Below are 25,412 nucleotides of genomic sequence, written 5' to 3'. Positions count from 1 at the left end.
CCTCTGCTGACAACGGTTCCACCGAAAGGAGCCCGCCATGGCGGAGCACAATCCCGATGTGGCCTTAAGCTGCCGCGGAATCACCAAGAGCTTTGGAAGCTCTCCGGTGCTGAAAAGTATTTCCCTGGACCTTGAACTGGGCACAGTCACTGCCCTGTCCGGCGAAAACGGCGCCGGCAAGTCAACGCTCATGAAAATAATCTCCGGGCAGGTCCGGCCGGACTCCGGCGAAATCACCGTCCGGGGACACCAGCTACCGTTCGGTAACCCGAGGGCGGCGCACAAACTAGGCGTGGCTATCGTCCCCCAGGAGCTGGCTTCAATCCAGGATATGGCGGTATACGAGAACATCTTCGTCGGGCGGGAGATACGTAAGAAATCCGGGCTCCTCGACCGGCGGGCAATGATCGCTGAAGCACACACGCTGCTGCAGTCCTTTGACGTTGACATCGCCCCGCAAACGCTGATGCGGAAACTGCCGGTCGGGCTGAAACAGATCGTGGAAATCGTCAAGAACAGCTCCACAGGCGCCCGAGTGCTCCTCCTGGACGAGCCCACGTCCGCGATCTCGGACCGCGAGGTCGCCGGACTGTACAAAGTGGTCAGGCATTTGCGGGACCAAGGCGTCGCCATGGTCTACACCACGCACAAAATGGAAGAGATCCAGGCGATAGCCGACCGTGTGGTCGTCTTGCGTGACGGCAACCTCGTCATGGACCAGCCACTCGCTTCCATCAGCGACGACGACATCGTGACCGCCATGATCGGCAGGGAACTCGAGACCCTTTTCCCACCAACGCCCACACGCCCGGCCGATCCCGGTGAACCCCTGCTCCAACTGGATGACGTCCTCGTCGACGGCGCGGGAGGTCCGGTCTCCCTGGCGGTGGGCCGGGGCGAAATCGTCGGACTGGCCGGACTGGTGGGTGCCGGCCGCACCGAGCTGCTGGAAGCCGTCTTCGGAACCCGGAAGATTCACTCAGGTCACCTGCATGTAAATGGCAAGCAGATGAAAAAGCACCATCCGGTCGCTGCCATCCAGGCAGGCATAGCGCTGATACCCGAGGACCGGAAACACAGCGGCGCGGTTCTTTCCATGAGTATCCTCGACAACGGATCCTTGCCTCGACTCTCCAACTACACAGTCGCCGGCTGGCTCAACCGCGGCAAACAGAACGCAGAAGTATCTGCAGCAATGAAGTCCGTCAACCTCAAAAGCCGGGGTCTGAGCCAGCCCGTCGAGACACTCTCCGGAGGCAACCAGCAGAAAGTTGTCCTGGCCCGCTGGCTCACGGACAAGGTCGACGTCCTGCTGCTGGATGAGCCAACACGCGGCGTTGACGTCGGGGCGCGCAGCGAGATCTACAGAATCATCGTTGACCTGGCAGCCTCCGGAATGGCAGTCCTCATGGCTTCCTCAGACATGCAGGAAATCCTGGGCCTGTCACACCGCGCCATCGTCATGCGTGAAGGACAAATCGTCGGCACCCTCGACCGCGATTCCCTCACCAAAGAAACGGCCCAGGAAGAAATATTCAAGTATGCCTCGGGACTGGGCAGCACCCCGGCTCCCCTTTCACACACAGAAGGTGTGGCATGACCACCACAATCAGCAAACTCTTACCGAAACGCACCCCAGACTCAAACGGCACCAAGAGAAGCCGGATATTCAACAAGCACTGGGTCGCCGGCCAGCTATTCCGCCACTCCATGCTGGTGGTGATGCTGTTCGTCATCGTGTTCTTCCTCTGGCGCTCAGCCCGGTTCGGCACCGCCGACAACATGCAGACCATCCTCGTCGCCGCCGCGCCCTTCGCATTGATTGCCCTCGGGCAGACGCTCGTCATTCTGACCGGCGGCATAGACCTCTCTGTCGGATCCATCATCGCCATGTCCGGCATGACAGCGGCGCTGGTCGCCAAAGCCAACCCTGACCAAGTCTGGCTTGCCGTCATCGCCGCACTCATCGTCGGCCTCGCCGCCGGCGCCATCAACGGATTCCTCGTATCCGTCCTGCAGGTCCCTCCTTTCATCGCAACACTGGGGATGCTGACCGCAGGATCCGGTGTGGCCTTCGCGCTTGGAAACGGCGCCCCCATCAACGGGCTCCCCACCGAGTTCGGCAAGATCGCCAACACCCAGGTCCTCGGGCTGCCCATACCGGTCATCATCATGATCATCGGCATTGTCGTCATGGCGGTCATCATGAAACGGACAAGCTACGGACTGCGCGTCTACGCTGTCGGCGGCAACCCCATGGCCGCTCTCATCGCAGGCGTCAAAACCCAGCGGATCCTTTTCAGCGTCTACGCCATCTCCGGAATCCTTGCAGGACTCTCCGGTGTTCTGCTGGCCTCCAGAGTCATCTCCGGCCCGCCAACCCTGGGTGAGGGCTATGAACTGGACGCAATCGCCGCCGTCGTCATCGGAGGAGCCTCGCTTCTCGGCGGCCGCGGAACGGTCTGGGGAACCGCCCTGGGACTCTTGCTCATCCAGACCTTGAACAACGGCCTGGACATCCTCACCGTGCCCGCCTACTGGCAATCGATCATCAAAGGCATCCTGATCGTTGCCGCCGTCACCGTGGACGTCTGGTCCGCAAAACGACGCACCTAAGCCCAACCACTCTCAACAACAACCACAGAAGGAACACCATGTCATCAACAAAGTCGTTGGTCGCCCTCGGCCTCGCCGGAGCACTCACTCTCGGACTCACCGGCTGCGGAGCAGGAGACACCGCTGCTGCCAAAGACCCAAACACACCAACCATCGGCGTGACCGTCTACAGCATGTCCTCATTCCTGACGGAGGGCAAGGCCGGCATGGAAGCCTATGCGAAGGCCAACAACATCAACCTCCTCTGGAACACCGCTCAAATGGACGTCAACACCCAGGCGAGCCAGGTCGACCAGTACATCAACCAGGGCGTCGATGCAATCGTCGTCGTCCCGGTCCAGGCTGATTCCCTCGGGCCCCAGGTCGCCGCCGCGAAAGCCAAAGGCATCCCCATCATGGACCTCAATGCCGCCTTGGCCAGCGATGATCTGTCCGCCAGCGTCCAGCCCGACGACGTCGCGGCCGGCGCGCAGGAAATGCAGACCATGGTCGACGAACTCGGCGGCAAGGGCAACATCGTGATCCTCCAGGGCCCACTGGGCGGTTCCGGGGAAATCAACCGCGGCAAAGGCATTGACCAGGTACTGGCAAAGAACCCCGGCATCAAAGTACTGGCCAAAGACACAGCAAACTGGAACCGCGACGAAGCCGTCAATAAGATGCGCAACTGGATCTCCGCCTATGGCGAGAAGATTGACGGCGTCGTCAGCCAGAACGACGACATGGGCCTGGGTGCTGTGCGTGCCCTGAAGGAAGCCAACATGAAGAAGCCCGTCGTTGGCATCGACGGAATCCAGGACGGATTGGACGCGGTCAAATCCGGCGACTTCATCGGCACATCCCTGCAGAACGGCAGCGTCCAATTGGCCGCCGGACTCGCGGTCGCAGCAAAGCTGGCCAAGGGCGAATCAGTACCCAGGACGTTGACCTACAACATGCCAAAGGTCACCGCCGAGAACGTCGACGCCGCTATCCAGCACACCGTCACCGATAAGGAGGCATTCATCAGCAAGATCCCGGAGCTAACCACGGAAAACCTGAAGACCGGAAACATAGCTTTCGAGGATCTGCCAGGCCAGAAACGGTAGCCCCACTCCACAGCAGAGAACCAAGCTGCCACGCCGGACAGCGCGCCCTAATCCGCTGATCCTGCCAGCTGTCCTGCTCCACGGACGCGCGGGCAACCGATTCCCGATCCAGTTGCCCGCGCGTCCGCCCAGACAATCCGCTCAGATCCCATGAAGGACGGATTCCACACCGCCTTACCGAATGCCGGACCCAAATATTCAGCCAGCACCGACGGCGGGCGGGACCTTGAGAGCCATCTAGCTGATCGAGAAAGTGATATCCATGAAGACCATTGTTGATCTCCCAATAGCAGTCACCGCTGAGGACAGCGCCAGCATGGAACGACAACTCGACGAAGCTGTAGCGATCGCCAAGGCACGGGCAATGCAAGAACGACGTCATGGAATTCTGGTCACACGCCATGCCTATGGTTCATTCACGGTCGCCGTCAGCGATGCCGTGCCCTTCGGCCTGACACGCGAAAGCCAGGATTGGTGAAGTCACTGCGGTCCGCGACCTTAGCAACGACCCTAACCGGAGCGGTAACAGCTGCGCTGTCAGGGCACCGGCTGCTCCATCAGCAAATCAATAATCAATACTCCTCCCTATGGTCCACCGGTGAAAAATCCGCAGCCTGGGCACGGGGCCAGCACACGGCAATTAGCCGAATCTGCCGATTCCGCGACCCGAATTGCCACTTGGTTTAGCCAGCGCATCGGTACGACGACGCAATAGCGGAGGAGATCATGAATCCAGCTCCGCAGGCGCGCCCTCGGGTGGCGATCGAGCACCTTCAGCACCCAAGGCTTCTGTCCACGTCTTATGAACACCGAGCCCTCGGAGAAACCACTATGAGTGCTGCAGCCCCCACCGACGGAGCAACGGCCCGCTTGGCCGAAAGGCTGCTGGGCATGCGCGCCAACCGGGAAGTCGTCCCACCGGACCCCAACCATTCCATCCGGTGGCACGAGCATGACTATCCCAGCCCGCTGGCGCGGTGGAACTACCATCCCGAGTATGAGATCCACCTGATACGGAAGGGCACCGGCAAATTCATTGTGGGCGACCACATCGGCACCTTTGAAGCCGGCCACGTGTCGTTGATTGGGTCAGGGTTGCCCCATGACTGGGTCAGTGACCTTGAGCCCGGCGTAGTGCTGAAGCGGCGTGATGCCGTGATCCAGTTCGACGCGAAGTGGATCCAGCAAACCGCTTTGACTGTTCCCGAGATGGAGGAGGTCAAAGCACTGCTGGAGCTATCCGGACGTGGGATCGAGTTCCTGGGACGCTCGGCCCAAACCGCTGCCGCTTCCATCGAGGCGATGGGCACAACATCGGGTTTGGAGCGGTTCTGCCACCTCATGGAACTCTTCGCGATTCTTGCGCAGGCGCCGGAGGAAGAACGGCGTTACCTTGCCGCGGAATGGTTCCGGCCGCCGCAACTGGACGGCCAGGCAGCGGCCGTGGTCGACATCGTCTTTGAATACGTTTTTAGGAACCATGCCGGCAGCGTCAAGATGTCCGAAGCCGCCGCTCTGGTAGGAATGCCAGAATCGACATTCTCAAAATACTTCAAACGCTCCACCGGTCAGAACTTCAGCGACCTGGTCCGCAAACTTCGCTTAGCTCAGGCACGACGCCTGCTGGAACGTAGCAATAAAGCCATCTCCGACATTTGCTACGAGGTCGGATTCTCGAACCTGTCCAATTTCAACCGGCATTTCCGCAACGACAGTGGCGAAACTCCACGGCAATACCGCCAACGGATACAAAGATGATTTTTTCGGTGTCTTGTTCAAGCCCGGCACTCGTTTCCGCCAGTTCAAGCCTTCCAAGCCAGGCCCCCCTGGATTCGCGGTGCCACAGATGAAGAAACATGGAAAATTTGCATCAGAAATGAGAAACCACGGCGCTAGTTGTGCCCCATCCCACAAAAGTACCCTTGGATTTGCTGTCGTCACTGGACCGATGCCGGGCCGCGTCCCGCCTTGAGGGCGATATAGGCGACCCGCAAAGGCAGCCGTCCTACAACCAGTCCAATGCCACCGGAATCACCATGAAATACCTTCCGAAGGAAGTACAGAGAGGTACTGATGAAGAACTCAATTCCTGCGGTGCCGAGGCGCCGTATCCTGCAGTTCGGCGGCGTTGCCGCGGGTCTGTTGTCCGCAACATTCCTGAGCGGTTGTGGCTCGACGGCTCCGACTGCCGTGCCCGCCCTGGCCCCGGGGGCAGATCCCTGGAGGCGTTTTGCCGGAACAACGATTAACTTCATTTCCGAAAACACGTCGCCCACTGCAGCGATCGCTGCCAACCTTAAGCCGTTCCATGAGCTAACGGGCATCACCGTCAACATCGTAAGCCTTGAGCTGCAGGCCTTGGTGCAACGGGTGGCCTTGGATCTGGCCGGTGGTCAGGCCCAATACGACGTGATCTATGCCGACCCGTATCAGGTGCTCGCCCCTTACCGGGAGGGCCTTACCGACCTTCGCACCTTCATCAGTGATCCCGATTATCCCAAGATGGTCGACGTTTCCGACTTCATCCCGACCCAGCTGAAGGCCGCTGGTCAGTTCGGGAAGGGCGGAGAGATCTTCGCCCTTCCCTACGATGCGCCCACCATGGTGTGGCAGTACCGGGTCGACATCTTTGACAAGTACAAGGAGCGGATGCGCGAGGAACTCGGCTTCGATCCCACGCCTGGCCCGGACCGTACCTGGGCCGAATATTTGAAGATCGCTGGATGGATCAATGACAACGTCAGCGAAGTTCCCTATGGCACCGGGCAGCAGGCCAAACAGCATGATTCGCTCATGTGCGACTTTTCAAACCTGCTTTGGGCCTATGGAGGCGACTACTTCGAAAACGGCACGGAAGTGGGTCTTTACGGGTCAGTAGCCCCCGGCAAATGCTTGCTGCGCGAACCCGCCGCCATCGAAGCAGCCGCGGTCTACAACGAGCTGATTGCCATCGCCCACCCGGGATCCCGCGGATGGGATTGGGACGGCGTAGGAAATGCACTAAGCGCCGGCCAGATTGCAATGGCGCCCAACTGGCACGAGTATGCGGCGTCGAACGAGAAGAAAATGCCCGGCCTGATCGACTATGCACCCTTGCCCAAGGGACCCCACCGTTCAGCGAACATTTACGGAGGAACCGGCATCGCGGTCAGCGCCAACACCAACGGCGCCCGCCGAGGCGCTGCGTGGCTCTTCGTCAACTGGGCGACCTCGCCGGAAACCCAGCTGGCTAACCTCAAGTCCTCGGTCGGGGGCGGCACCCCCACCAGGGAATCCGTGTATCGACTCCCGGAGGTCGAAGGAGCCTCCCGCCGACCCTCAACGCTTCCCAACATGCTCACGGCAACCGCTGTGAATACGGCCTGGGAGGCCGACTACATCGGGCTTCGCCCAAAAATCCCCATGTGGAACGAATGCGACACGGCACTTTTCACGGAACTCTCCCGAATGCTTGCCGGACAGCAAAACCCGAAGGAAGCCATGACTCGCGCTGCTGACCGCATTGACCACATTGTTGAGAGGGGTTGGGTCGCGTGAGTACTCCCACCCTCCTGAAGGATCAGGCCGAGAAGGCCGCGCCCCTTCGGCCGACCATGCGCCAACGCCTCAGGCCCACCTTCAACGGCTGGCTGATGGCGCCAGGAATCCTCCTGCTGGGCGTCCTCTCGCTGTTCCCCTTGGTTACCCTCATCGCCATGAGCTTCAGTCGCGTTCGGCTGCTCGGAGGAGTCCGCCTTGAATGGGTGGGCCTGAACAACTGGGCCAGAGCGCTCGGGGACCCGGATTTGTGGCAGGGCTGGTTACTGACCATCGTATATTTCATAGTCACCCTAGGCGTAGAGATGGTCCTCGGTCTCTCCATTGCGATTCTGCTTTCCAAAATCACCCGAGGCCAGGGACCCATGATGGTCCTGGTGCTCCTGCCGATGTTCGTAGCCCCATCAATAGTCGGACTGGTCGGACGGTATCTAACAGACCCGACTTTCGGGCTCTATGCCTCGATAATGCAACGCCTGGGCTTTTCGGAAGACATTCTGGGTAACCCGGCAACGGCATTCGCTGCAGTCACCTTGATGGATGTCTGGGAATGGACCCCCCTCATTGTCCTCATCAGCCTGGCCGGCCTCAGCGGAGTCAACCCGTCAATGATTGAAGCCGCTTCACTTGACGGCGCCGGCCAGTGGAAAATGCTCCGCCACATCATCCTGCCCTCCATCACCGGGATCCTTCTCGTAGCCCTCCTGATCCGCTCAATGGATGCCGTCCGATACTTCGACATCATCACCGTCACAACGAACGGCGGCCCGGCAGACTCCACCAAAATCGTGCCGCTGCGACTCTATGAAGCAGGATTCCGTTTCTTCGATCTGGGATATGCCGCGGTCATCGGGCTCATGATGCTTGTCCTGACCATTGTCATCGCCCGGTTGTTCGTTCGCATGCTCTCTGGAAAGGGAAAAACCTCATGACGGCCTCCACCCAAACGATCCGCACCGGTGTCCGGCCCGGGCAGCAGAGGACTAACACGAAGAGGACGCTCGTCCGAGCAGGAGCCGTCGTCTCTGGAGCCGCGATCATCCTTTGGACCGTTGTTCCATTGGTCTGGATGCTGCTTGGCTCCTTCAAATCGGCCACGGATGTCACCTCACCCACGCCCAAATTCCTGTTCGCGCCGACCTTCGATAACTACGTGGCGCTATTCACCGGAGCGAACAACCTCACACCGTACTTGCTTCACTCCATAGTGGCCGCCGTAGGTTCAGCGATCATTGCCACAGTCTTGGGCGCCCTCGGCGGATATGGACTATCCCGGACCAAGATGAAGGGCAAAGCGTCCTTGTCGTTTTGGTTCATTTCGACCCGCATGGCTCCCATCGCTGCCGTCGTCCTGCCCCTGTTCCTTATGTTCCGCATCGCAGGGCTGATAGATACCCTGCCCGGGCTGATCCTTGCGTACCTCAGCTTCAATCTCCCGTTCGCGATTTGGATCATGAGTGCCTTCTTCGACGGCATCCCGCCTTCGCTGGAAGAGTCAGCCAAAGTCGCAGGCTGTACCCCGTGGCAAGCGTTCTGGTACGTAGCACTGCCGCTGACAAAGGCAGGCTTGGTGACTACAGCGGTCCTGTGTCTGGTCTTCGCCTGGAACGATTACGCATTTGCAACCGTCATTTCCGGACCCAATTCCCAGACCCTTCCCATCGCGGCAACACAGCTGGTCACCCAGACAGGAGTGGACTGGGGGCAGCTCACCGCCATCGGCACAATCGTTGTGCTTCCCATGATCCTCGCAGGAATCGCCGTCCGGCGCTGGCTCGTCACCGGGCTGACCCTCGGGGCAGTCAGCGGGGAATAGGGCGGATCCGCCCATACCTGACTTCCTCACAAGCAATTCTCCAACCCTTCAACACCTCAAGCATGCTGCTCGCCCACGGCCCGGTTATGCCGTCTTCCGGCCGAGCTGCACACCTCCCTTAGAACAAAGGATTCACAATGACCACCACCGTCGAACAAGCCGCCTCACCGGACACGATGCGCGCCGCCATCCTGAAGCGCCAGGGCGACATGGCCATGGAAACCCTGCCCGTCCCGCAGCTGGACGCCGACCAGGTCCTGGTCCAGGTCGCCGCCGTCGGCGTCTGCGGCAGCGACGTCCACTACTACGAGCACGGCCGGATCGGCCCCTACGTGGTGGACCACCCGCTGATCCTCGGCCACGAACTCTCCGGCCGGATCGCCGCCGTCGGAACCGCCGTGGACCCCGCGCGGATCGGCCAGCGCGTCGCCGTCGAACCCCAGCGCCCCTGCCGCACCTGCAAGCAGTGCAAAGCCGGCCGCTACAACCTCTGCCCCGACATCGAGTTCTACGCCACCCCGCCGATCGACGGCGCCTTCGCCGAATACGTCACCATCCAGTCAGACTTCGCCTACGACATCCCGGACAGCGTCAGCGACGAAGCCGCCGCCCTCATCGAACCGCTCTCCGTAGGCCTCTGGGCCTGCGAACGCGCAGAAATCCGCCCCGGAAGCCGCGTCCTCATTGCGGGTGCCGGCCCGATCGGCATCATCGCCGCCCAGGCAGCCCGCGCCTTCGGCGCCACCGAAATCTACATCAGCGACATCGCCGAAGACCGGCTGGCCTTCGCCCTCCAGCACGGCGCCACCCACGCCCTGAATGCGAAGACCGACAGCGTGGAAGGGCTCGACGTGGACGCCTTCATCGACGCCTCCGGCGCCCCGCAGGCCGTCCGGTCCGGCATCAAAGCCGTGGGGCCGGCCGGGAAGGTCATCCTGGTGGGGCTCGGGGCAGACGACGTCGAACTTCCGGTTTCCTTCATCCAGAACCGCGAGATCTGGCTCTCCGGAGTCTTCCGCTACACCAACACCTGGCCGCTGGCCATCCAGCTCATCGCCGACGGCAAGGTCGACCTCGACGTCCTGGTCACCGGCAAGTTCACCCTCGCCGAATCCGAAGACGCCCTCAAAGCCGGCAAACAGCCCGGCCAGCTCAAAGCCGTCGTCTACCCGGGCCGCTAAGCCCTACGGCCCCGGGGCATCACAAATCACGTTCAGCGCCGACCTGCAAGGAAGTAGCCATGCCATCACAAGAGCACGGTCCCAAACCAAACCTCTCGGACGACGGAGCCTTGGTTACCGTCATCGGCGAGTCACTCGTTGACATCATCGATGACCCCCGCCGGGGAAACACCGCGCCCGAAACGCATCCGGGCGGCAGCCCCCTCAACGTTGCCGTCGGCTGCGCCCGTCTGGACCTCCGGACCAAACTCATCACGCACTTCGCCGAGGACCCCTACGGGCAGATGATCGCCGACCATCTGGACAGCAACGGTGTCGGGGCCATCGTTGGCGGCTCGCTGCCGACCTCAACGGCCCTGGCGTCCCTGGACGCCACCGGAGCTGCGGAATACACGTTCTCCATCAGCTGGGATATTAACGGCGCCTCCATACCTGCCCTGGCAGCGGCAGAGGACTCGCTCCATGTCCACACCGGATCCATCGCGACGGCCCTGCCCCCGGGCAACCAGTCCGTACGGGGCCTGATCGAGGCGGCACGCCCTCACGCCACCATCAGTTTTGACCCCAACTGCCGGCCGGCGATCAGCCCGGACGCGGCCGCCGCCCGTGAACAAGCCGAAGACTTCGTGGCAGCCAGCGACATCGTCAAGGCCAGCGACGAAGACCTCCGCTGGCTCTACCCGCACAGGACGCTGGAGGAGTCCATGGCGGCCTGGCTGGACCTCGGACCGTCCCTTGTCGCCCTGACCCGTGGCGCCGACGGTCCAGTCATCCTGGCGCGGCAGGGACGCGTGGAGATGCCGGGGAAGTCCATCACGGTGGCAGATACTGTCGGGGCAGGGGACTCCTTCATGGCCGCCCTGATCTCCGGGCTGGCCCAGATGGGCGCACTCGGGTCCGCCGCCAGGCCACGCCTGCAGGACCTTTCCCAGGATGAACTGCATGCCTTGGCAACATATGCGAACGGGGCAGCGGCCCTCACCTGCTCCCGGCAGGGCGCCAACCCGCCGCAATCCGCGGAACTCGGTCCAATAACCGTCCGGGCACAGGGACGGGCAAGCTAAGACTACGCACGGCCGCACGCTGTCGAGACAGGACAAACCTGACCGACTGCACCGTGCACTTCGGTGGGGCGGTTTCCGCCTCGCCGAGCACCAATTGCGGGGGTAAGGAAGCGCACCCGTGAAACCAGACCGCCTGAGGCACCTGTACTTGTCGGAGGAGGACAACGTCCATGGACGCGCACGATGCCGTATCTGTTCCTCGAGGAACGACAGCCGGCGAGCCTGCAAACTGGTCGCTGCTGGAAGGCTGCCAGGTTGAGATACGGCTCAATGGCCGCGTCATTGACCGCGGCGTCGTAGACGCCGTTACGTCAGACGGGACAATCCTATGGCTGAAGCAGGACGGGGCAACTCAGCGGCGGCTCATCGAATACACCGCCGATGTTGACCTCCAGATCTGCCACATCAATCAAGCATGATGTCATCCTTTATGCTCCTCCGCAGAACCTGGGCGGCCGGAAGTAGCCCGGACAACTCAAATGCGTCGTTGCCCGGGCCACTGACAGCCTCTAGAAAACCAACGACCACGCGACGCTCAGCACCGACTTGCAAGGAACAACGACATGCCAAACCATGAGAACGCCCCCGCACGAGAGGCGACTCCCGACCGGGCGTTGCGCACCGTCCTCGGCAAACCCCTCGCCGATCCGCAGCAGCTCCCGCCTCAGGCGCACCCGGACGAGCCCACCATGGGAGCCATTCGTGCCATTTTCCTCGATGTGGACGGCACTTATGCAAACTACGGGGTTGTCCCTGAAGGCCATGTGCACGCTGTCCGGGCTGCCAGGGCGGGCGGCCACAAGGTTTTGCTTTGTACCGGGCGTCCGCTGGCCATGCTGTCGGAGAGCATTGTCGAAGCCGGGTTCGACGGCATTGTAGCCAGTGCTGGCGCCTACGTCGAAGTGGATGACGAGGTGCTCTTGGATCGTTGTTTCCCCGCTGAGCTTGCGTCAAGAACGATAGAGGCGCTCGATGCGCACAACGCTGCTTACATCCTTGAAGCGCAGGGTTCTCTACACGTCGCCCCGGCAGCGGAGGAGCGCCTCCGCGATATCATCGAGGAGCATTTCCAGAAGAGTCCGGATGGCTGCGCAATGGGCTCCTCGGCGATTCTCGGTAACCTGAGCGTCACCACCAACCGCGCCGATGTGTCCTTCGCGAAGGTCTCCGTTTTTGACGCCGCGATCCCCGTGGAACGCATTGCCGAACAAATCGGCGAGGGGATCGCTGTGGTCGCAAATTCAATCGCCGATGAAGGCAGGCATTCCGGGGAACTGTATCAGCGAGGGATAAGCAAAGCTGACGGTGTCGAAGTCGCCAGTGCCCGACTGGGCATCAACCGCGAGGACACTATTGCCGTCGGCGATGGCGAGAATGATTTGGAAATGATTGCGTTTGCGGGTGTGGGCATCGCTATTGAGGGCTCTCCGCCGGATCTCCTCGCCATGGCGGACCACACGGCTGCTCCTCCGCATCGTGAGGGCCTCGTGGCCGCCTTCGCGGATCTTGGCCTTATCACGGTGTGCCCGGGTGGGCTGGACGGACAAGAGACAATCAACCCGCGTTTGTACCGGCGCACAGCCTCAAACATTGCCGCTGGCGATCTCCCGGACGACGGGGAACAGGACAGCCAGTAGCCGTTTACTGGTGCGGCCTGATGATCAGGGTAGCGACCTGGGGTCGTTCAGGTCCGGGCTGGTGACGTTCAGGAGGTAGTCGTACTCGCCGTCTGTTCCTTTGGAATCGCAGGCGGTTGTGGGGCCGATGGCGTTTGACTGCCGCTGGCAGATCTGGCTCGTTTTCATCTCAAAGCCAACCTCTGAGACAACCGCTGCTACCTCTGGGGCGGTGAGCTCTTTGCCGGCGTTCCATCGCCGGTAGAAGCTGGGGCACGGGTTGGTACTGATGCACAGGACCAATCCGGTTCTGAGCTTCACTGGATCCCCCAATCCGACTTTGTTCCGCCAGCCTAGTCCTGGTGTCTCCCTATCTGGAGGACATGCCGTCGGAATTTGTAGGCCTGTCGGTACCCGCGAGAACGCAGGGTTGGTCGGATCGGGTCCTGGCTACCGTCCACGAATCAGCCAAACTTTCGATGTCAGCAGGGCGCGCACACATGGTCTTTACGCTTTCCTGCACCTCCGGGGGCCGGGAAGACAATGCTGGCTGAACGGCTTCCGGGCCTGCTGCCGGATTTGGCTGACAACGAGGCCATGGAGGTGACCGCCATCCACTCCCTGTGTGCGTTGCCGACTGCCGCCGTGCAGCTCCTTCGCCGGCCGCCGTTTGAGAATCCGCACCACAGCGCCACAGCCGCCGCCATCATCGGGGGTGGCTCGGGGTTGCCGCGGCCGGGAGCGGCGTCCAGGGCGCACCGTGGCGTGCTGTTCCTTGACGAGGCTCCGGAATACGAGCGGCGGGTCCTTGACGCGCTCAGGCAACCCTTGGAGAGCGGCGAACTGGTGATCCACCGGTCTGCGGGCACCGCCGCCTATCCGGCAAGGTTTCAGCTTGTGCTTGCTGCCAACCCCTGCCCTTGCGGTAAGGCTTCGGGCAAAGGGCTCGACTGCACCTGTACGCCGATGATGAGGCGCCGGTACCTGGCACGGATGTCCGGGCCTCTGCTGGACCGGGTGGACATCCAGCTGCAGGTGGAACGGGTTTCGCTTGCGGACTTCGGCCGGACGGGCGCGGAGGAAGACACTCCTGCAATCGCCGTCCGGGTCCGTGGCGCCCGGGAGCGTCAGCTGCTGAGACTTCGCCCCCTGGGGCTGGAAACCAACTCACAAGTGCCTGGCCGCGTGCTTCGCGGGGCATTGCGCCTCTCGTCACCAACCACGCGAATCCTGGACCACTCGCTCGAACGCGGCGTCCTCACCGCCCGCGGATACGACCGCGTTCTGCGCCTCGCGTGGACGCTGGCGGACCTGGCCGGCCGCGACTACCCGGACCACGACGATATCGGGCAGGCGCTGGGACTCCGGCAAGCTGCCTCGGCTGCGGCCTGAAAGGAAAACGATGACTGACACTGAACGCATAGCGCGGGCCGCCCTGTCGCGTCTGATGGAGCCCCAGGACGCCGTGGGCCTGGCGCTCGTGAGGACCGCCGGTGCCGTGGATGCGCTTCGAATCGCCACCGGACAGCTGGCAACCGGTCCCGAGCTTGAGCAGGCCATGACAGCGCTGCTGGCAGGGAACGGCACTAGCAGCTGGCCCGGAATGAAGGCCTCGCTCAGGCGCTGGGCCCCCCGGATACCGGACCTTGCTCCGGAGCGGGACCTCGCCACCATGCACCGGCTGGGCGGCCGCATGATCATGCCGTCCGACGCCCTATGGCCCAGGCAGTTGACCGACCTGGACCTTCATGAACCCATCTGCCTCTGGTGGCGCGGGGTGGAACAGCCCCTGCCCGCGGCTTCCAGGTCCATTGCGCTTGTCGGGTCCCGCGACAGCACCAGCTACGGTGCAGCCGTCACCGGCGACCTCGCCTATTCGCTGGCCCAACGGGGCTTCACCGTCGTCTCCGGCGGGGCCTACGGGATTGATGCCCACGCTCACAGGGCTGCGTTGGCGGGTACCGGCGACACCATGCCCACCATCGCCGTGATGGCCGGGGGAGTAGACCGCTTCTATCCATCCGGCAACGAGGACCTGCTCAGGGCCGTCGCAAACCAGGGTGCTGTCCTGGCTGAAGTCCCGCCCGGATCCGCTCCCACCCGGTACCGTTTCCTGCAACGGAACCGCCTCATCGCCGCGCTGTCCTCAGTCACTGTAGTGGTGGAGGCCCGCTGGCGCTCCGGTGCACTGAACACCGCCCATCATGCCGAAACCCTGGGCCGCGCCGTCGGTGCCGTCCCCGGATCAGTGCACAGCGCCAATTCCGCCGGCTGCCACCGGCTGATTCGCGAGGGGGGAGCCGTGTGCGTTACTGATGCCGGGGAAATTGCCGAACTTGCCTCTCCCAGTGGTGAGTCGCTGGCCAACCTTGGCCCGGGACAGCCCGCCGATCATGATGGCCTCACGCTGGAGGACCTCATCCTGCTCGACGCACTACCGCTGCGGACCACCAGTTCTGTCGAAAAGCTGACTTCAGTTGCCGGGTTAAGTGCTGATTCCGTCAGGGCGGGGCTGGGCAGGCTGGGGCTGTTGGGGCTCGCTGAATCCGAACGAGGCGGCTGGAAACGTTCCCGCAAGGCGTGTTGAGTCACGTGGTTCGTTGCGTGGCCGCCAAATGATGGGAAAGTGGGAGCGTGGACACCCCTGATCTTCCCGCAGCCCTCGCTGGCGCCGCACACGGCTTCGGCCGCTACCTCGAAAATGAACGCGCCAGGTCGCCCCACACCGTTCGCGCCTACCTGTCGGACGTCCACAGCCTGCTGTCGGCCGCCGCAGCCGACGGCGCCACCGACCTCGACGGGATCGAACTAGCAACGCTGCGGCGCTGGCTCGGCACGCAGAGTGAGGCCGGCGTGTCCCGTTCCACACTTGCGCGGCGGGCAGCCACCGCACGGTCCTTCACCGCCTGGGCTGTCCGTGAGGAGCTCCTCGAGGCCGACCCGGCGCTTCGCCTGAAGGCGCCGAAGCGGGAAAAGTCCTTGCCCGGCGTTCTGCACCAGCAGCAGGTTGTCCGTGTCATGGACGGGCTGAAGGCTGCTGCTGAAGACGGCGGAGTCCTCGCCCTTCGAGACCGCGCCATGGTGGAGTTGCTCTACGCCACCGGTGTCCGGGTGGGGGAGTTGGCAGGGATGGACGTTGATGATCTCGACCCCGACCGCCGGACGCTGAGGGTGGTCGGCAAGGGCAACAAGGAGCGGACGGTGCCGTACGGGCTCCCGGCTGCGGTCGCTGTCGACGACTGGCTGCGACGCGGACGGCCACTGCTGGCAGCCGAGGGGAGCGGTCCGGCACTCTTCCTGGGGGTCCGGGGCCGCAGGGTGGACCAGCGGCAGGTTCGTGCGGTGGTGAAGGACCTCCTTGACGCGCTGGGCGACACCGCTGCCACCGGTCCGCACGCGCTCCGGCACTCTACCGCCACCCATTTGCTGGACGGCGGAGCCGATCTCAGGGCCGTGCAGGAGATCCTCGGCCACAGCAGCCTGGCCACCACGCAGATCTACACCCACGTCTCGGTTGACCGGCTCCGGCGAAGCTACCAGCAGGCGCACCCGCGCGCGTGACATTTCCAGACCGCTTCCGGCGCGCCGAATTGCACTGGCGTAATTAGGCGGGGTACGGCACAATAAGAGTCATGCCCGGCAACTCTCAAGTCAGGCTTGAAGCTCGCCCTCAAGCAGTTTCAGGCATCAGCCGGCACTAATTTCATAGCTTTGCAGGGACCACGGCAGCATGCGGACCCGGCGCGGCAGACACACATCCAGGCAGAGGTCGTTGGGGAAGACGTACCTACAGCTATGGAGGATGGAATGTCTGTTGCAATGACCCGCGGTGTCTTGTTCGTTCACTCGGCCCCGACCGCCCTGTGCCCCCACGTTGAGTGGGCCATTGGGTCTGTCGTGGACAAGCGGACGGACCTTGAGTGGACTGCTCAGCCTGCTGCGCCCGGAATGTTCCGTTCGGAACTGTCCTGGACCGGCAGCCCGGGCACCGGCGCGCTGCTGGCGTCCGCCCTGCGCGGCTGGGCGCACCTTCGCTATGAGGTCACTGAAGAGCCCAGCCAAGGCGTAGACGGCGGACGGTGGTCGCACACTCCCGAGCTGGGAATCTTCCACGCCGTCACCGACGTGCATGGCAACATCATGGTCTCCGAAGACCGCATCCGCTACGCCTACGAATCCGGTGCCGGCGACCCGTCCGCCGTCTACCACGAGCTGTCACTTGCCCTCGGCGAAGCCTGGGACGAAGAGCTCGAGCCGTTCAGGCACGCTGCCGAGGGCGCACCCGTGCGCTGGCTGCACCAGGTGGGCTAGCCGGCCGCCGTTTTGCAACAACCTCCATAACGCGAGAGGCCCCCGCCGGACGGCGGGGGCCTCTTGCTATTGCTAGTGCGGACGTTAGATGCTGCGGACTGCAATCACGGCATTGTGGCCGCCGAACCCGAACGAGTTGCTCAGTGCCACGATGTTGCCGGAGGGCAGGTCGCGGGCAGTCTTGGTGACGACGTCGAGCGGGATCTCCGGGTCCTGGTTTTCCAGGTTGATGGTCACCGGCGCCTTGCGTTCGTAGACGGCCAGCACGGTCAGCACGGCCTCTACCGCACCTGAGGCACCCAGCAGGTGGCCCATCTGTGACTTCGTCGCGGAGACCGCAACATTGTCGACATGCGCCCCAAGGGCGGCACGAAGGGCAGTGTATTCCGGCTTGTCACCCACGGGCGTGGACGTCGCGTGGGCGTTGACGTGGACCACTTCCTCAGGCTGGATCCGGCCGTCGAACATGGCCGCTTTCAGGGCACGGGTGGCTCCCAGGCCCTGCGGGTCCGGGGCGGTGATGTGATAGGCGTCCGCCGTCACGGATGTTCCGGCGAGCTCGCCGTAGATCCGGGCTCCGCGGGCTAGGGCATGTTCCTCGGCCTCGATGACCAGGGCGCCGGCGCCTTCCCCCATGACGAAGCCGTCGCGGCCCGTGTCATAGGGGCGCGATGCGTGCTCGGGATCGTCGTTGCGGCGGGAAAGAGCCTGCATCGAGGCGAACGCGGCAATGGGCATGGGGTGGATCGCCGCTTCGGCGCCACCGCAGACCACGACGTCCGCCTTACCGGAACGGATCAGGTCCAGGCCGAGGTGCAGGGCTTCGGTGCCTGACGCACAGGCGGACACCGGAGTATGTGCTCCTGCACGGGCGCCAAGGTCGAGGCTTACCGCTGCTGCCACGCCATTGGGCATCAGCATGGGCACGGTCATCGGCAGGACACGGCGCGGGCCTTTTTCGCGCAGCGTGTCCCACGCGTCCAGCAGGGTCCATACGCCGCCGATACCCGTGGCGAAAGCCACAGCCAGACGGTCGTGGTCCACTTCGGTAATGCCGGAGTCGGCCCAGGCTTCGCGGGCAGCTACAACGCCGAACTGCGTGGACGGGTCCATGCGCTTGGCTTCCACGCGGCTCAGGACGTCCAAGGCGGGAGTGGAGGCGCGTGCTGCGAAGTGGACGGGCAGTTCATACTTCGCTACCCAGTCGTCCTCGAGCGTGCGTGCGCCGGAGACGCCCTTCAGCGCGTTATTCCACATTGTGGGGACATCGCCGCCAATGGGCGTGGTGGCACCCAGACCGGTAATGACTACTTTGCGTGCCATGGGATCACTCTCTATCGGTGCGCATGCCGAGTCCGGGAAATGCCTGGCCGGGGATGCGTGGGGAAAACTTGGGGTCATTCAGCGGTGGCCGGTCCGGAACGCTGTATCAGCGCCCCGGACCGAATACCGGATTCGGCCGTTGCCGGCAGGAGCCAGGACTAGGCCTGTGCGTCGGCGATGAAGCTGACAGCGTCACCGACGGTCTTGAGGTTCTTGACCTCTTCGTCCGGGATGCGCACGCCGAACTTTTCCTCAGCGTTGACCACGATGGTCATCATGGAGATGGAGTCGATGTCCAGGTCCTCGGTGAAGGACTTGTCCAGCTCGACGGCTTCGGTGGCGAGGCCGGTTTCTTCGTTGACGATTTCAGCCAGGCCGGCCAGGATCTCTTCGTTGCTAGCCATTGATGGCTCCTTTTCTTGTTGTTGCCGGCAGGTGCTGCCGGAAATGATTCAAGCCGCGGTTACGGCCTGGTTCGCGAATCCGTGCTTCTCAGAACGTATTCAGTTGTGGGTAAACGGTTCGGCTACGGGAGCACTATCACCTGGGCACCGAACACCAGTCCGGCGCCAAATCCGATCTGCAGGGCCAGTCCGCCGCTGAGTTCAGGGTTTTCCTGGAGCAGGCGGTGGGTGGCAAGCGGAATGGAAGCCGCCGACGTGTTTCCGGCTTCGGCAATGTCCCGGGCCACCTTGACGGTCTCGGGAAGCTTGAGCTTCTTGACCATCTCGTCGATGATGCGCATGTTGGCCTGGTGGGGGATGAAGGCTGCGAGGTCTTCCGCCGCAATGCCGGCGGCGTCCAGGGCCTGCTGGGCCACCTTGGCCATCTCCCACACTGCCCAGCGGAAAACAGTCTGGCCGTCCTGGCGCAGGGTGGGCCAGATGGCGGCGTCGGTGACCGCAGCCTCTTCGGTGCTCAGCGCACCGGACTTGTTCGCGGCAAGGGCAAGCTCACGGACATCGAGCAGGGAATGCGTCATACCGATGGCGTCCCACTTGCTGCCGTCCGAACCCCAGACAGACGGGCCGATGCCCGGGGTGTCGGAGGGACCGATCACCACGGCGCCGGCGCCGTCGCCCAGCAGGAAGGAAATCGTGCGTTCAGTGTTGTCTATGACGTCCGAAAGCTTCTCCGCACCCACCACCAGCACATATTCGGCTGCGCCGGAACGGACCAGTGCGTCGCCCTGGGCAATGCCGTAACAGTAGCCGGCACACGCTGCGGAGATGTCGAAGGCCGGAGCAGGCGTTGCTCCGATGCGGTCCGCCAGGCTGGCAGCAGCTGAGGGCGTCGCGTACGGATGCGTCACGGTGGAGACGATCACGGCGCCCAGCTGGCTGGCCTCGATGCCCGCTTTCGCCAGGGCTTCGCGGGCCGCGCCCTCAGCCATGTCAATGACACTGACGTCTGCGGGAGCCCGGTGACGGGTCACGATGCCGGTGCGCTGCCGGATCCATTCATCCGAGGAATCGATCCACTGGCAGACGTCTTCGTTGGTGACGATGACGTCCGGCCGGTAAGCACCGAGTCCGAGGATGCGGGTGTGTTCGCGCATTGGTGCCTGTTTGAGTGCGGGAGCGCTCATGCCTGTCCCTCCAGTTCTGCGAATAGGGCCAGGGCAGCGGTGAGGTCGTCCGGCGTCTTGACGGCAACGGTCTTGACCCCGGGCATGCCCCGCTTGGCGAGTCCAGCCAGGGTTCCGGCCGGTGCAAGTTCAATGACGCCGGTGACGCCGCGCTGCACCAGCGTTTCCATGCACAGGTCCCAACGGACCGGGCGGGAGACCTGGGCGATAAGGCTGCCGACAGCTGCGTCGCCGTCGGTCACTTCCTTGCCGTCATAGTTGGACAGGAGCGGCACCTGCGGGTTCCGGGGCTGCAGCGAGGGCTTCAGCGCTTCCAGCGCCGCAACCGCGGGTGACATGTGCGAGGTGTGGAACGCTCCGGCGACCTTCAACGGGATCACGCGCGCCTTAGCCGGAGGATTCGCCGCAAGGGCCTTGAGCTGTTCGAACGTGCCCGCCGCGACGGTCTGGCCGGCCCCGTTGACGTTGGCCGGCGTGGCGCCGGCTGCTTCAATGGCGGCCAGTACCTCGGCCGGGTCTCCGCCAACCACGGCGCTCATGCCGGTGGGGGTGACCGCGGCGGCCGCGGCCATGCTGTTGGCACGCTCCCGCACGAAGGTCATGGCCTCGGTCTCGGTCAGGACTCCGGCAAGCGCCGACGCCGTGATCTCGCCGACGGAATGTCCGGCGAGGATGACAGGGAGAGCGTTGAGTTCGACGTCGAACAGCGACTTTGCGGCCACCAGGCCGGCCGCCACGATCAGCGGCTGCGCCACCGCCGTGTCCTTGATGGTTTCCTCATCCGACGTAGTGCCGTGTGCGGTGAGGTCGATGCCTGCTATTTCACTGAGGGAGGCCAAATGGCCAGCGACGGGAGGCAGTTCCAGCCAGGGGGCCAGAAAACCAGGGGTCTGGGAGCCCTGTCCAGGGCAGACGATTGCAAGCACGTATCCAGCTTTCCAAATTACCGCGTGATTCTCGGTGTATTCATGCACCAAGCTCACTGGGTCAGTTTGTAGGAAGTCTACAACGGTTCAGTTGCCGTTCCGGGACGTTTGGCGTTCGGTGGGCGCCTTGGGCGGCACGGAAAGCCGTCCCACCACGAGGGCCGCCTGAAGCACAAACGCCTCCCGGGGAAGGAGCGGATCCCAGCCGGTGACGTCACAAACACGCTTGAGCCGGTAGCGGACGGTGTTCGCGTGCACAAAGAGCTCACGGGCCGTTGCTTCGAGCGAGTGTCCAAGCTCGAGATAGGTGCCCAGGGTCTCCACCAGTCCGTTGGACGCTGCAATCAGAGGCCGGTAGATGTTCTTGATGAGGGACCGGCGTGCGGCGTCGTCCCCGGAAATGACCCGCTCCGGGAGCAGGTCGTCTGCCGCCACCGGGCGCGGCGCCGAGGGCCAGGCCCGCGCTGCGGTCAGCCCAGCAAAGGCGGACTGCGCCGAGCTGCTGGCTTCCAGCAGTGAACCCGCTTCCGGTCCGTAGACAACAGGGCCGGGGGCGAAGAGTTCGCTGAGCTTCAGGTAGGCGCTCTCACGGTCCTGGACTCCGCCAAGGATCAGGATCAGGCGGTCCCCCTGGATCCCCACCAGCGCGTCCTCGGCGAACCGGCCGGCCGTCCGTCGCAGCTCGCTGACGTAGCTGGCGCTGGGTTCCGACGGCGAATTCCCCACCATTACGGTAAAGCGCTCCTGTGCTTTCCAGCCGAGGGCGGCAATGCGCGACCGCAGGGCATCGGTGTTTTCGCCGCGCAGGATGGCGTCAACAATCAGGGCCTCAAGCCGGGTGTCCCATGAACCCCTCGACTCGGCTGCCCGGGCATAGACATCGGCGGCGGCGAAGGCCACTTCCCGTGAATAGCGGAGCACGGCTTCCCGCAGCGCCGGCTGGTCCGCCTCCGGCGCGATGACGGGCACCTGGTCCTCCACCACCTCCACCACGATCCTGATGAGCTGGAGCGCCTTCTGCAGGCTGATGGAGCGGGTCAGCTCGGTGGGGGCGGTCCCGAAAACATCCGTGAGGATCCACGACGGCGAGCTGGGCCGCTCGTACCAGGTCACAAACGCGGCGATGCCGTTCTGGGCCACCATCCCGAGGGCGGACCGCTCATCGGAACTGAGCCGGCCGTACCAAGGCAGCGATTTTTCGAGCTGGCGCATGGTGGTGGTGGACAACTGCCCCACGCTGGCCCGGAGTTTCTTCAGCGTCTGGGTTTTTTCCGGCGTCAGGGCGCGCGAGGCCGGCTTGCGCTTTGCGGGAGTGGGGGTTGGCTCTGCCATGCATCGAGCATACGGTGCGCGCAGGCCAAGCTCCATTTGTGCAAAGGCTACAACTCGATTTGCGCTGCGTCACAAAGACCCGTAGTCCGCGTGACGCCGGGAACACAACGACGACGGCGGCCCCCGCCTTTTTGGTGGGGACCGCCGCCGTCGTGATTCACTGCAGCCGGATCAGGATTCGCCGCCAGCGTTTCCTGTGGAGCCGGCATTGACGTTGTTCAGCCGGTACTTCTCGATCGCCTGGGCAGGAGCCTGGGCGTCCACTTCGCTTCGGCGCGCAAGCATCTCGAGGGAACGGACCACTATGGAGTGGATGTCGTTCTTGAAGAAGCGGCGGGCCGCGGCGCGGGTGTCGGAGAAGCCGAAGCCGTCCGCGCCGAGCGAAGCGAACTCGTTCGGGAGGTACTGACGGATCTGGTCGGGGACGGCCTTCATGTAGTCCGTGACCGCCACGATGGGGCCGGTGGCCCCTTCGAGCTGTGCTGTCACGAACGGCAGTCGTGCCGGTTCGCCGGGGTTGAGGAACGCGTCCTCTTCCGCTGCCATGGCGTCGCGGCGCAGTTCGTTCCAGGACGTGACGGACCAGACGTCCGCTGAGACGCCCCAGTCCTCGGCCAGGAGGCGCTGGGCTTCCAGGGCCCACGGAACGGAAACGCCCGAGGCCAGGATCTGCGTGCGGGGGCCGTCGATCTTGGCCGGTGCAAGCAGGTAGATGCCCTTGATCACGCCTTCAACGTCCAGTTCATCCGGCTCGGCCGGCTGGGAGATGGGTTCGTTGTAGACGGTGATGTAGTACATCAGGTTCCGGTTAGTCGAATCCGGTCCGTACATGCGCTCGATGCCGTCGCGGACGATGTGGCCCATTTCGTAGCCGTAGGCGGGGTCGTAGGTGACCACTGCCGGGTTGGTGGCGGCGAGGATGGGGGAGTGGCCGTCGGCGTGCTGGAGTCCTTCACCGGTGAGGGTGGTCCGGCCTGCGGTGGCGCCGATGATGAAGCCGCGGGTCATTTGGTCCGCGGCTGCCCAGAAGGCGTCGCCGGTGCGCTGGAAGCCGAACATGGAGTAGAACACGTAGACCGGGATCAGCGGCACYCCGTGGGTGGCGTAGGCGGTGCCGGCGGCGGTGAAGGCKGCGACGGCGCCGGCTTCGTTGATGCCGGGGTGGATCAGCTGGCCCTGGGCGGATTCCTTGTAGGCCAGGACCAGGTCCCGGTCCACGGACAGGTAGTTCTGGCCGCCCGGGTTGTAGATCTTCGCCGTCGGGAAGAACGCATCCATGCCGAAGGTCCGGGATTCGTCCGGAACAATGGGAACGATCCGGTGCCCGAACTTTTTGTCGCGGAGCAGGTCCTTGAGGAGCCTGACGAAGGCCATGGTGGTGGCTGCCTGCTGCTTGCCCGTGCCGCGCTTGGCGACATCGAAGGTCTTGGCGTCGGGCAATTCAATAGCCTTGTGGTTGGGCCGGCGCTCGGGCGTGTAACCTCCTAGTTCCCTTCTTCGTTCAAGGAGGTAGGCGATCTCGGGAGCGTCCGCACCGGGGTGGAAATAGGGCGGGCTGTACGGGTCCTCTTCCAGCCGTGCGTCAGAAATCGGAATCCTCAAGTAGTCCCTGAATTCCTTGAGGTCATCCAGGGTGAGTTTCTTCATCTGGTGGGTGGCGTTGCGGCCTTCGAAGTGCGGTCCGAGTCCGTAGCCCTTGACGGTTTTGGCCAGGANACTTGAGGTCATCCAGGGTGAGTTTCTTCATCTGGTGGGTGGCGTTGCGGCCTTCGAAGTGCGGTCCGAGTCCGTAGCCCTTGACGGTTTTGGCCAGGATGACGGTGGGTTTGCCCTTGAATTCGGTGGCGGCCTTGTACGCGGCGTAGACCTTGCGGTAGTCGTGGCCGCCGCGCTTGAGGTTCCAGATCTGGTCATCGCTCAGGTCCGCGACCAGTTCCTTGGTCTGCGGGGTCTTCCCGAAGAAGTGCTCGCGGACGAACCCGCCGGACTCGGCCTTGTAGGTCTGGTAGTCCCCGTCCGGGGTTTCGTTCATGATCTTCACCAGTGATCCGTCGGCGTCCCGGGTCAGCAGGTCATCCCATTCCCGGCCCCAGACGACCTTGATGACGTTCCAGCCCGCGCCGCGGAAGAACGCTTCGAGTTCCTGCATGATCTTGCCGTTGCCGCGCACGGGTCCGTCCAGGCGCTGGAGGTTGCAGTTGATCACGAAGTTCAGGTTGTCCAGGTTCTCGTTCGCGGCGAGCTGGAGCAGGCCGCGGGACTCGGGCTCGTCCATTTCCCCGTCGCCCAGGAACGCCCAGACCTGCTGGTCCGAGGTGTCTTTGAGGCCGCGGTTGTGCAGGTACCGGTTGGACTGGGCCTGGTAGATCGCGTTCATCGGCCCGATGCCCATGGACACGGTGGGGAATTCCCAGAAGTCCGGCATCAGCCGCGGGTGCGGGTAGGAGGACAGGGCGTGCCCGGCCTTGGACTTTTCCTGCCGGAACCCGTCGAGGTCCTCTTCGGTCAGGCGTCCTTCCATGAACGCGCGGGCGTACATGCCGGGGGARGCGTGGCCCTGGAAGAAGACCTGGTCCCCGCCGCCGGGGTGGTCCTTGCCGCGGAAGAAGTGGTTGAAGCCGACYTCGTACAGGGTCGCGGCYCCGGCGTAGGTGGAGATGTGCCCGCCCACGCCGATGTTCGGCCGCTGGGACCGGTGCACCATGACCGCGGCGTTCCAGCGCATGTACGCCCGGTAGCGGCGCTCGTATTCCTCGTTCCCGGGGAACTCCGCTTCCTGGTCCACCGGGATGGTGTTCACATAGTCCGTGGTGGTGACCATCGGAACCCCGACGCTCTGGGCGCCGGCACGCTGCAGGAGACTGCGCATGATGTACTGGGCACGCTCGGTGCCCTGTTCCCTGATCAGCGTATCCAGGGACTCAATCCATTCGGCGGTCTCTTCCGGATCACGATCAGGCAGCTGGTTAGTCAACCCGCTGAGGATATGGGAGGTATCTTCTCCTGCAGCCACG

General features: G+C 63.5%; 21 protein-coding genes and 3 pseudogenes. 16 read left to right on the top strand and 8 right to left on the bottom strand.

What is annotated here, in order from left to right; translation table 11 throughout:
• The first annotated feature begins 37 nt into the window (after positions 1–37).
• From ASF98_RS00110 to ASF98_RS00060, 12 genes are all read left to right on the top strand, one after another.
• Positions 38–1,600 (top strand): sugar ABC transporter ATP-binding protein, encoded by a 1,563-nt coding sequence (locus ASF98_RS00110; protein ID WP_055795851.1) that lies wholly within the window; start codon positions 38–40, stop codon positions 1,598–1,600.
• Positions 1,597–2,616, top strand: a complete 1,020-nt coding sequence (locus ASF98_RS00105) for an ABC transporter permease (protein WP_055795848.1) — start codon at positions 1,597–1,599, stop codon at positions 2,614–2,616. The genes ASF98_RS00110 and ASF98_RS00105 overlap by 4 nt, the downstream gene beginning before the upstream one ends.
• Positions 2,617–2,654: 38 nt before the next feature.
• Positions 2,655–3,704, top strand: a complete 1,050-nt coding sequence (locus ASF98_RS00100; RefSeq protein ID WP_055795846.1) for a substrate-binding domain-containing protein — start codon at positions 2,655–2,657, stop codon at positions 3,702–3,704.
• A gap of 262 nt (positions 3,705–3,966) precedes the next feature.
• Complete coding sequence (locus ASF98_RS23515) at positions 3,967–4,182, top strand: hypothetical protein (protein WP_082506647.1); 216 nt, start codon at positions 3,967–3,969, stop codon at positions 4,180–4,182.
• Between the two features lie 353 nt (positions 4,183–4,535).
• The gene (locus tag ASF98_RS00095) at positions 4,536–5,462 is read left to right on the top strand and encodes an AraC family transcriptional regulator (protein ID WP_082506646.1); all 927 of its coding nucleotides are present in this window, start codon (positions 4,536–4,538) and stop codon (positions 5,460–5,462) included.
• Between the two features lie 432 nt (positions 5,463–5,894).
• Complete coding sequence (locus tag ASF98_RS00090) at positions 5,895–7,241, top strand: extracellular solute-binding protein (protein ID WP_200939262.1); 1,347 nt, start codon at positions 5,895–5,897, stop codon at positions 7,239–7,241.
• Positions 7,238–8,173, top strand: a complete 936-nt coding sequence (locus ASF98_RS00085) for a carbohydrate ABC transporter permease (protein ID WP_200939261.1) — start codon at positions 7,238–7,240, stop codon at positions 8,171–8,173. Before ASF98_RS00090 ends, ASF98_RS00085 begins: the two co-directional genes overlap by 4 nt.
• A complete protein-coding gene (locus ASF98_RS00080; protein ID WP_082506645.1) occupies positions 8,170–9,057 on the top strand; it encodes a carbohydrate ABC transporter permease in 888 nt (295 codons plus the stop codon). The genes ASF98_RS00085 and ASF98_RS00080 overlap by 4 nt, the downstream gene beginning before the upstream one ends.
• Before the next feature lie 137 nt (positions 9,058–9,194).
• A complete protein-coding gene (locus ASF98_RS00075; RefSeq protein WP_055795838.1) occupies positions 9,195–10,238 on the top strand; it encodes an NAD(P)-dependent alcohol dehydrogenase in 1,044 nt (347 codons plus the stop codon).
• A 59-nt stretch (positions 10,239–10,297) separates the two neighbouring features.
• Complete coding sequence (locus tag ASF98_RS00070) at positions 10,298–11,302, top strand: carbohydrate kinase family protein (RefSeq protein WP_055795835.1); 1,005 nt, start codon at positions 10,298–10,300, stop codon at positions 11,300–11,302.
• A 170-nt stretch (positions 11,303–11,472) separates the two neighbouring features.
• On the top strand, positions 11,473–11,721 hold the full coding sequence (locus tag ASF98_RS00065) for a hypothetical protein (RefSeq protein WP_055795833.1): 249 nt from the start codon (positions 11,473–11,475) through the stop codon (positions 11,719–11,721).
• A gap of 144 nt (positions 11,722–11,865) precedes the next feature.
• Positions 11,866–12,939: an HAD-IIB family hydrolase gene (locus ASF98_RS00060; protein WP_055795830.1), complete on the top strand. Its 1,074-nt coding sequence runs from the start codon at positions 11,866–11,868 to the stop codon at positions 12,937–12,939.
• A gap of 24 nt (positions 12,940–12,963) precedes the next feature.
• On the opposite strand, the gene ASF98_RS23940 is transcribed toward ASF98_RS00060, so the two are convergent.
• The gene (locus ASF98_RS23940) at positions 12,964–13,107 is read right to left on the bottom strand and encodes a hypothetical protein (RefSeq protein ID WP_156372231.1); all 144 of its coding nucleotides are present in this window, start codon (positions 13,105–13,107) and stop codon (positions 12,964–12,966) included.
• A 327-nt stretch (positions 13,108–13,434) separates the two neighbouring features.
• Between ASF98_RS23940 and ASF98_RS00050 the strand changes: the two are divergent.
• The 4 genes and pseudogenes from ASF98_RS00050 to ASF98_RS00035 form a co-directional block, all read left to right on the top strand.
• Positions 13,435–14,310: pseudogene (locus ASF98_RS00050) on the top strand (YifB family Mg chelatase-like AAA ATPase); the annotation flags it as partial.
• 10 nt (positions 14,311–14,320) lie between these two features.
• Complete coding sequence (gene dprA / locus ASF98_RS00045) at positions 14,321–15,505, top strand: DNA-processing protein DprA (protein WP_055795824.1); 1,185 nt, start codon at positions 14,321–14,323, stop codon at positions 15,503–15,505.
• Positions 15,506–15,552: 47 nt separating this feature from the next.
• Positions 15,553–16,479, top strand: coding sequence for a tyrosine recombinase XerC (locus ASF98_RS00040; protein WP_055795822.1), 927 nt, complete (start codon positions 15,553–15,555; stop codon positions 16,477–16,479).
• Between the two features lie 246 nt (positions 16,480–16,725).
• Positions 16,726–17,229 carry a DUF3145 domain-containing protein gene (locus tag ASF98_RS00035; RefSeq protein ID WP_011692312.1) on the top strand — a complete coding sequence of 168 codons (504 nt, stop codon included), beginning with the start codon at positions 16,726–16,728 and terminating at the stop codon, positions 17,227–17,229.
• Positions 17,230–17,313: 84 nt separating this feature from the next.
• Here the strand turns inward: ASF98_RS00035 and fabF are convergent, their stop codons facing one another.
• The 7 genes and pseudogenes from fabF to ASF98_RS24600 form a co-directional block, all read right to left on the bottom strand.
• Complete coding sequence (fabF, locus tag ASF98_RS00030) at positions 17,314–18,552, bottom strand: beta-ketoacyl-ACP synthase II (protein WP_055795818.1); 1,239 nt, start codon at positions 18,550–18,552, stop codon at positions 17,314–17,316.
• 158 nt (positions 18,553–18,710) lie between these two features.
• Complete coding sequence (locus ASF98_RS00025) at positions 18,711–18,956, bottom strand: acyl carrier protein (protein ID WP_028271673.1); 246 nt, start codon at positions 18,954–18,956, stop codon at positions 18,711–18,713.
• A 122-nt stretch (positions 18,957–19,078) separates the two neighbouring features.
• On the bottom strand, positions 19,079–20,140 hold the full coding sequence (locus ASF98_RS00020) for a beta-ketoacyl-ACP synthase III (RefSeq protein WP_055795815.1): 1,062 nt from the start codon (positions 20,138–20,140) through the stop codon (positions 19,079–19,081).
• Positions 20,137–21,066, bottom strand: coding sequence for an ACP S-malonyltransferase (locus ASF98_RS00015; RefSeq protein ID WP_055795811.1), 930 nt, complete (start codon positions 21,064–21,066; stop codon positions 20,137–20,139). The genes ASF98_RS00020 and ASF98_RS00015 overlap by 4 nt, the downstream gene beginning before the upstream one ends.
• 87 nt (positions 21,067–21,153) lie before the next feature.
• Positions 21,154–22,398 (bottom strand): PucR family transcriptional regulator, encoded by a 1,245-nt coding sequence (locus ASF98_RS00010; RefSeq protein ID WP_028271676.1) that lies wholly within the window; start codon positions 22,396–22,398, stop codon positions 21,154–21,156.
• A gap of 171 nt (positions 22,399–22,569) precedes the next feature.
• A pseudogene (locus ASF98_RS24605) lies at positions 22,570–24,113 on the bottom strand (transketolase-like TK C-terminal-containing protein); the annotation flags it as partial.
• 1 nt (position 24,114) lies between these two features.
• Positions 24,115–25,411: pseudogene (locus ASF98_RS24600) on the bottom strand (pyruvate dehydrogenase (acetyl-transferring), homodimeric type); the annotation flags it as partial.
• Between the last annotated feature and the right edge of the window lies 1 nt (position 25,412).

This window comes from Arthrobacter sp. Leaf337, assembly GCF_001423745.1.
GTDB lineage: Bacteria > Actinomycetota > Actinomycetes > Actinomycetales > Micrococcaceae > Arthrobacter.
Note: the sequence above shows the minus strand (reverse complement) of the source record. Positions and strands in the feature narration are given on the sequence as shown.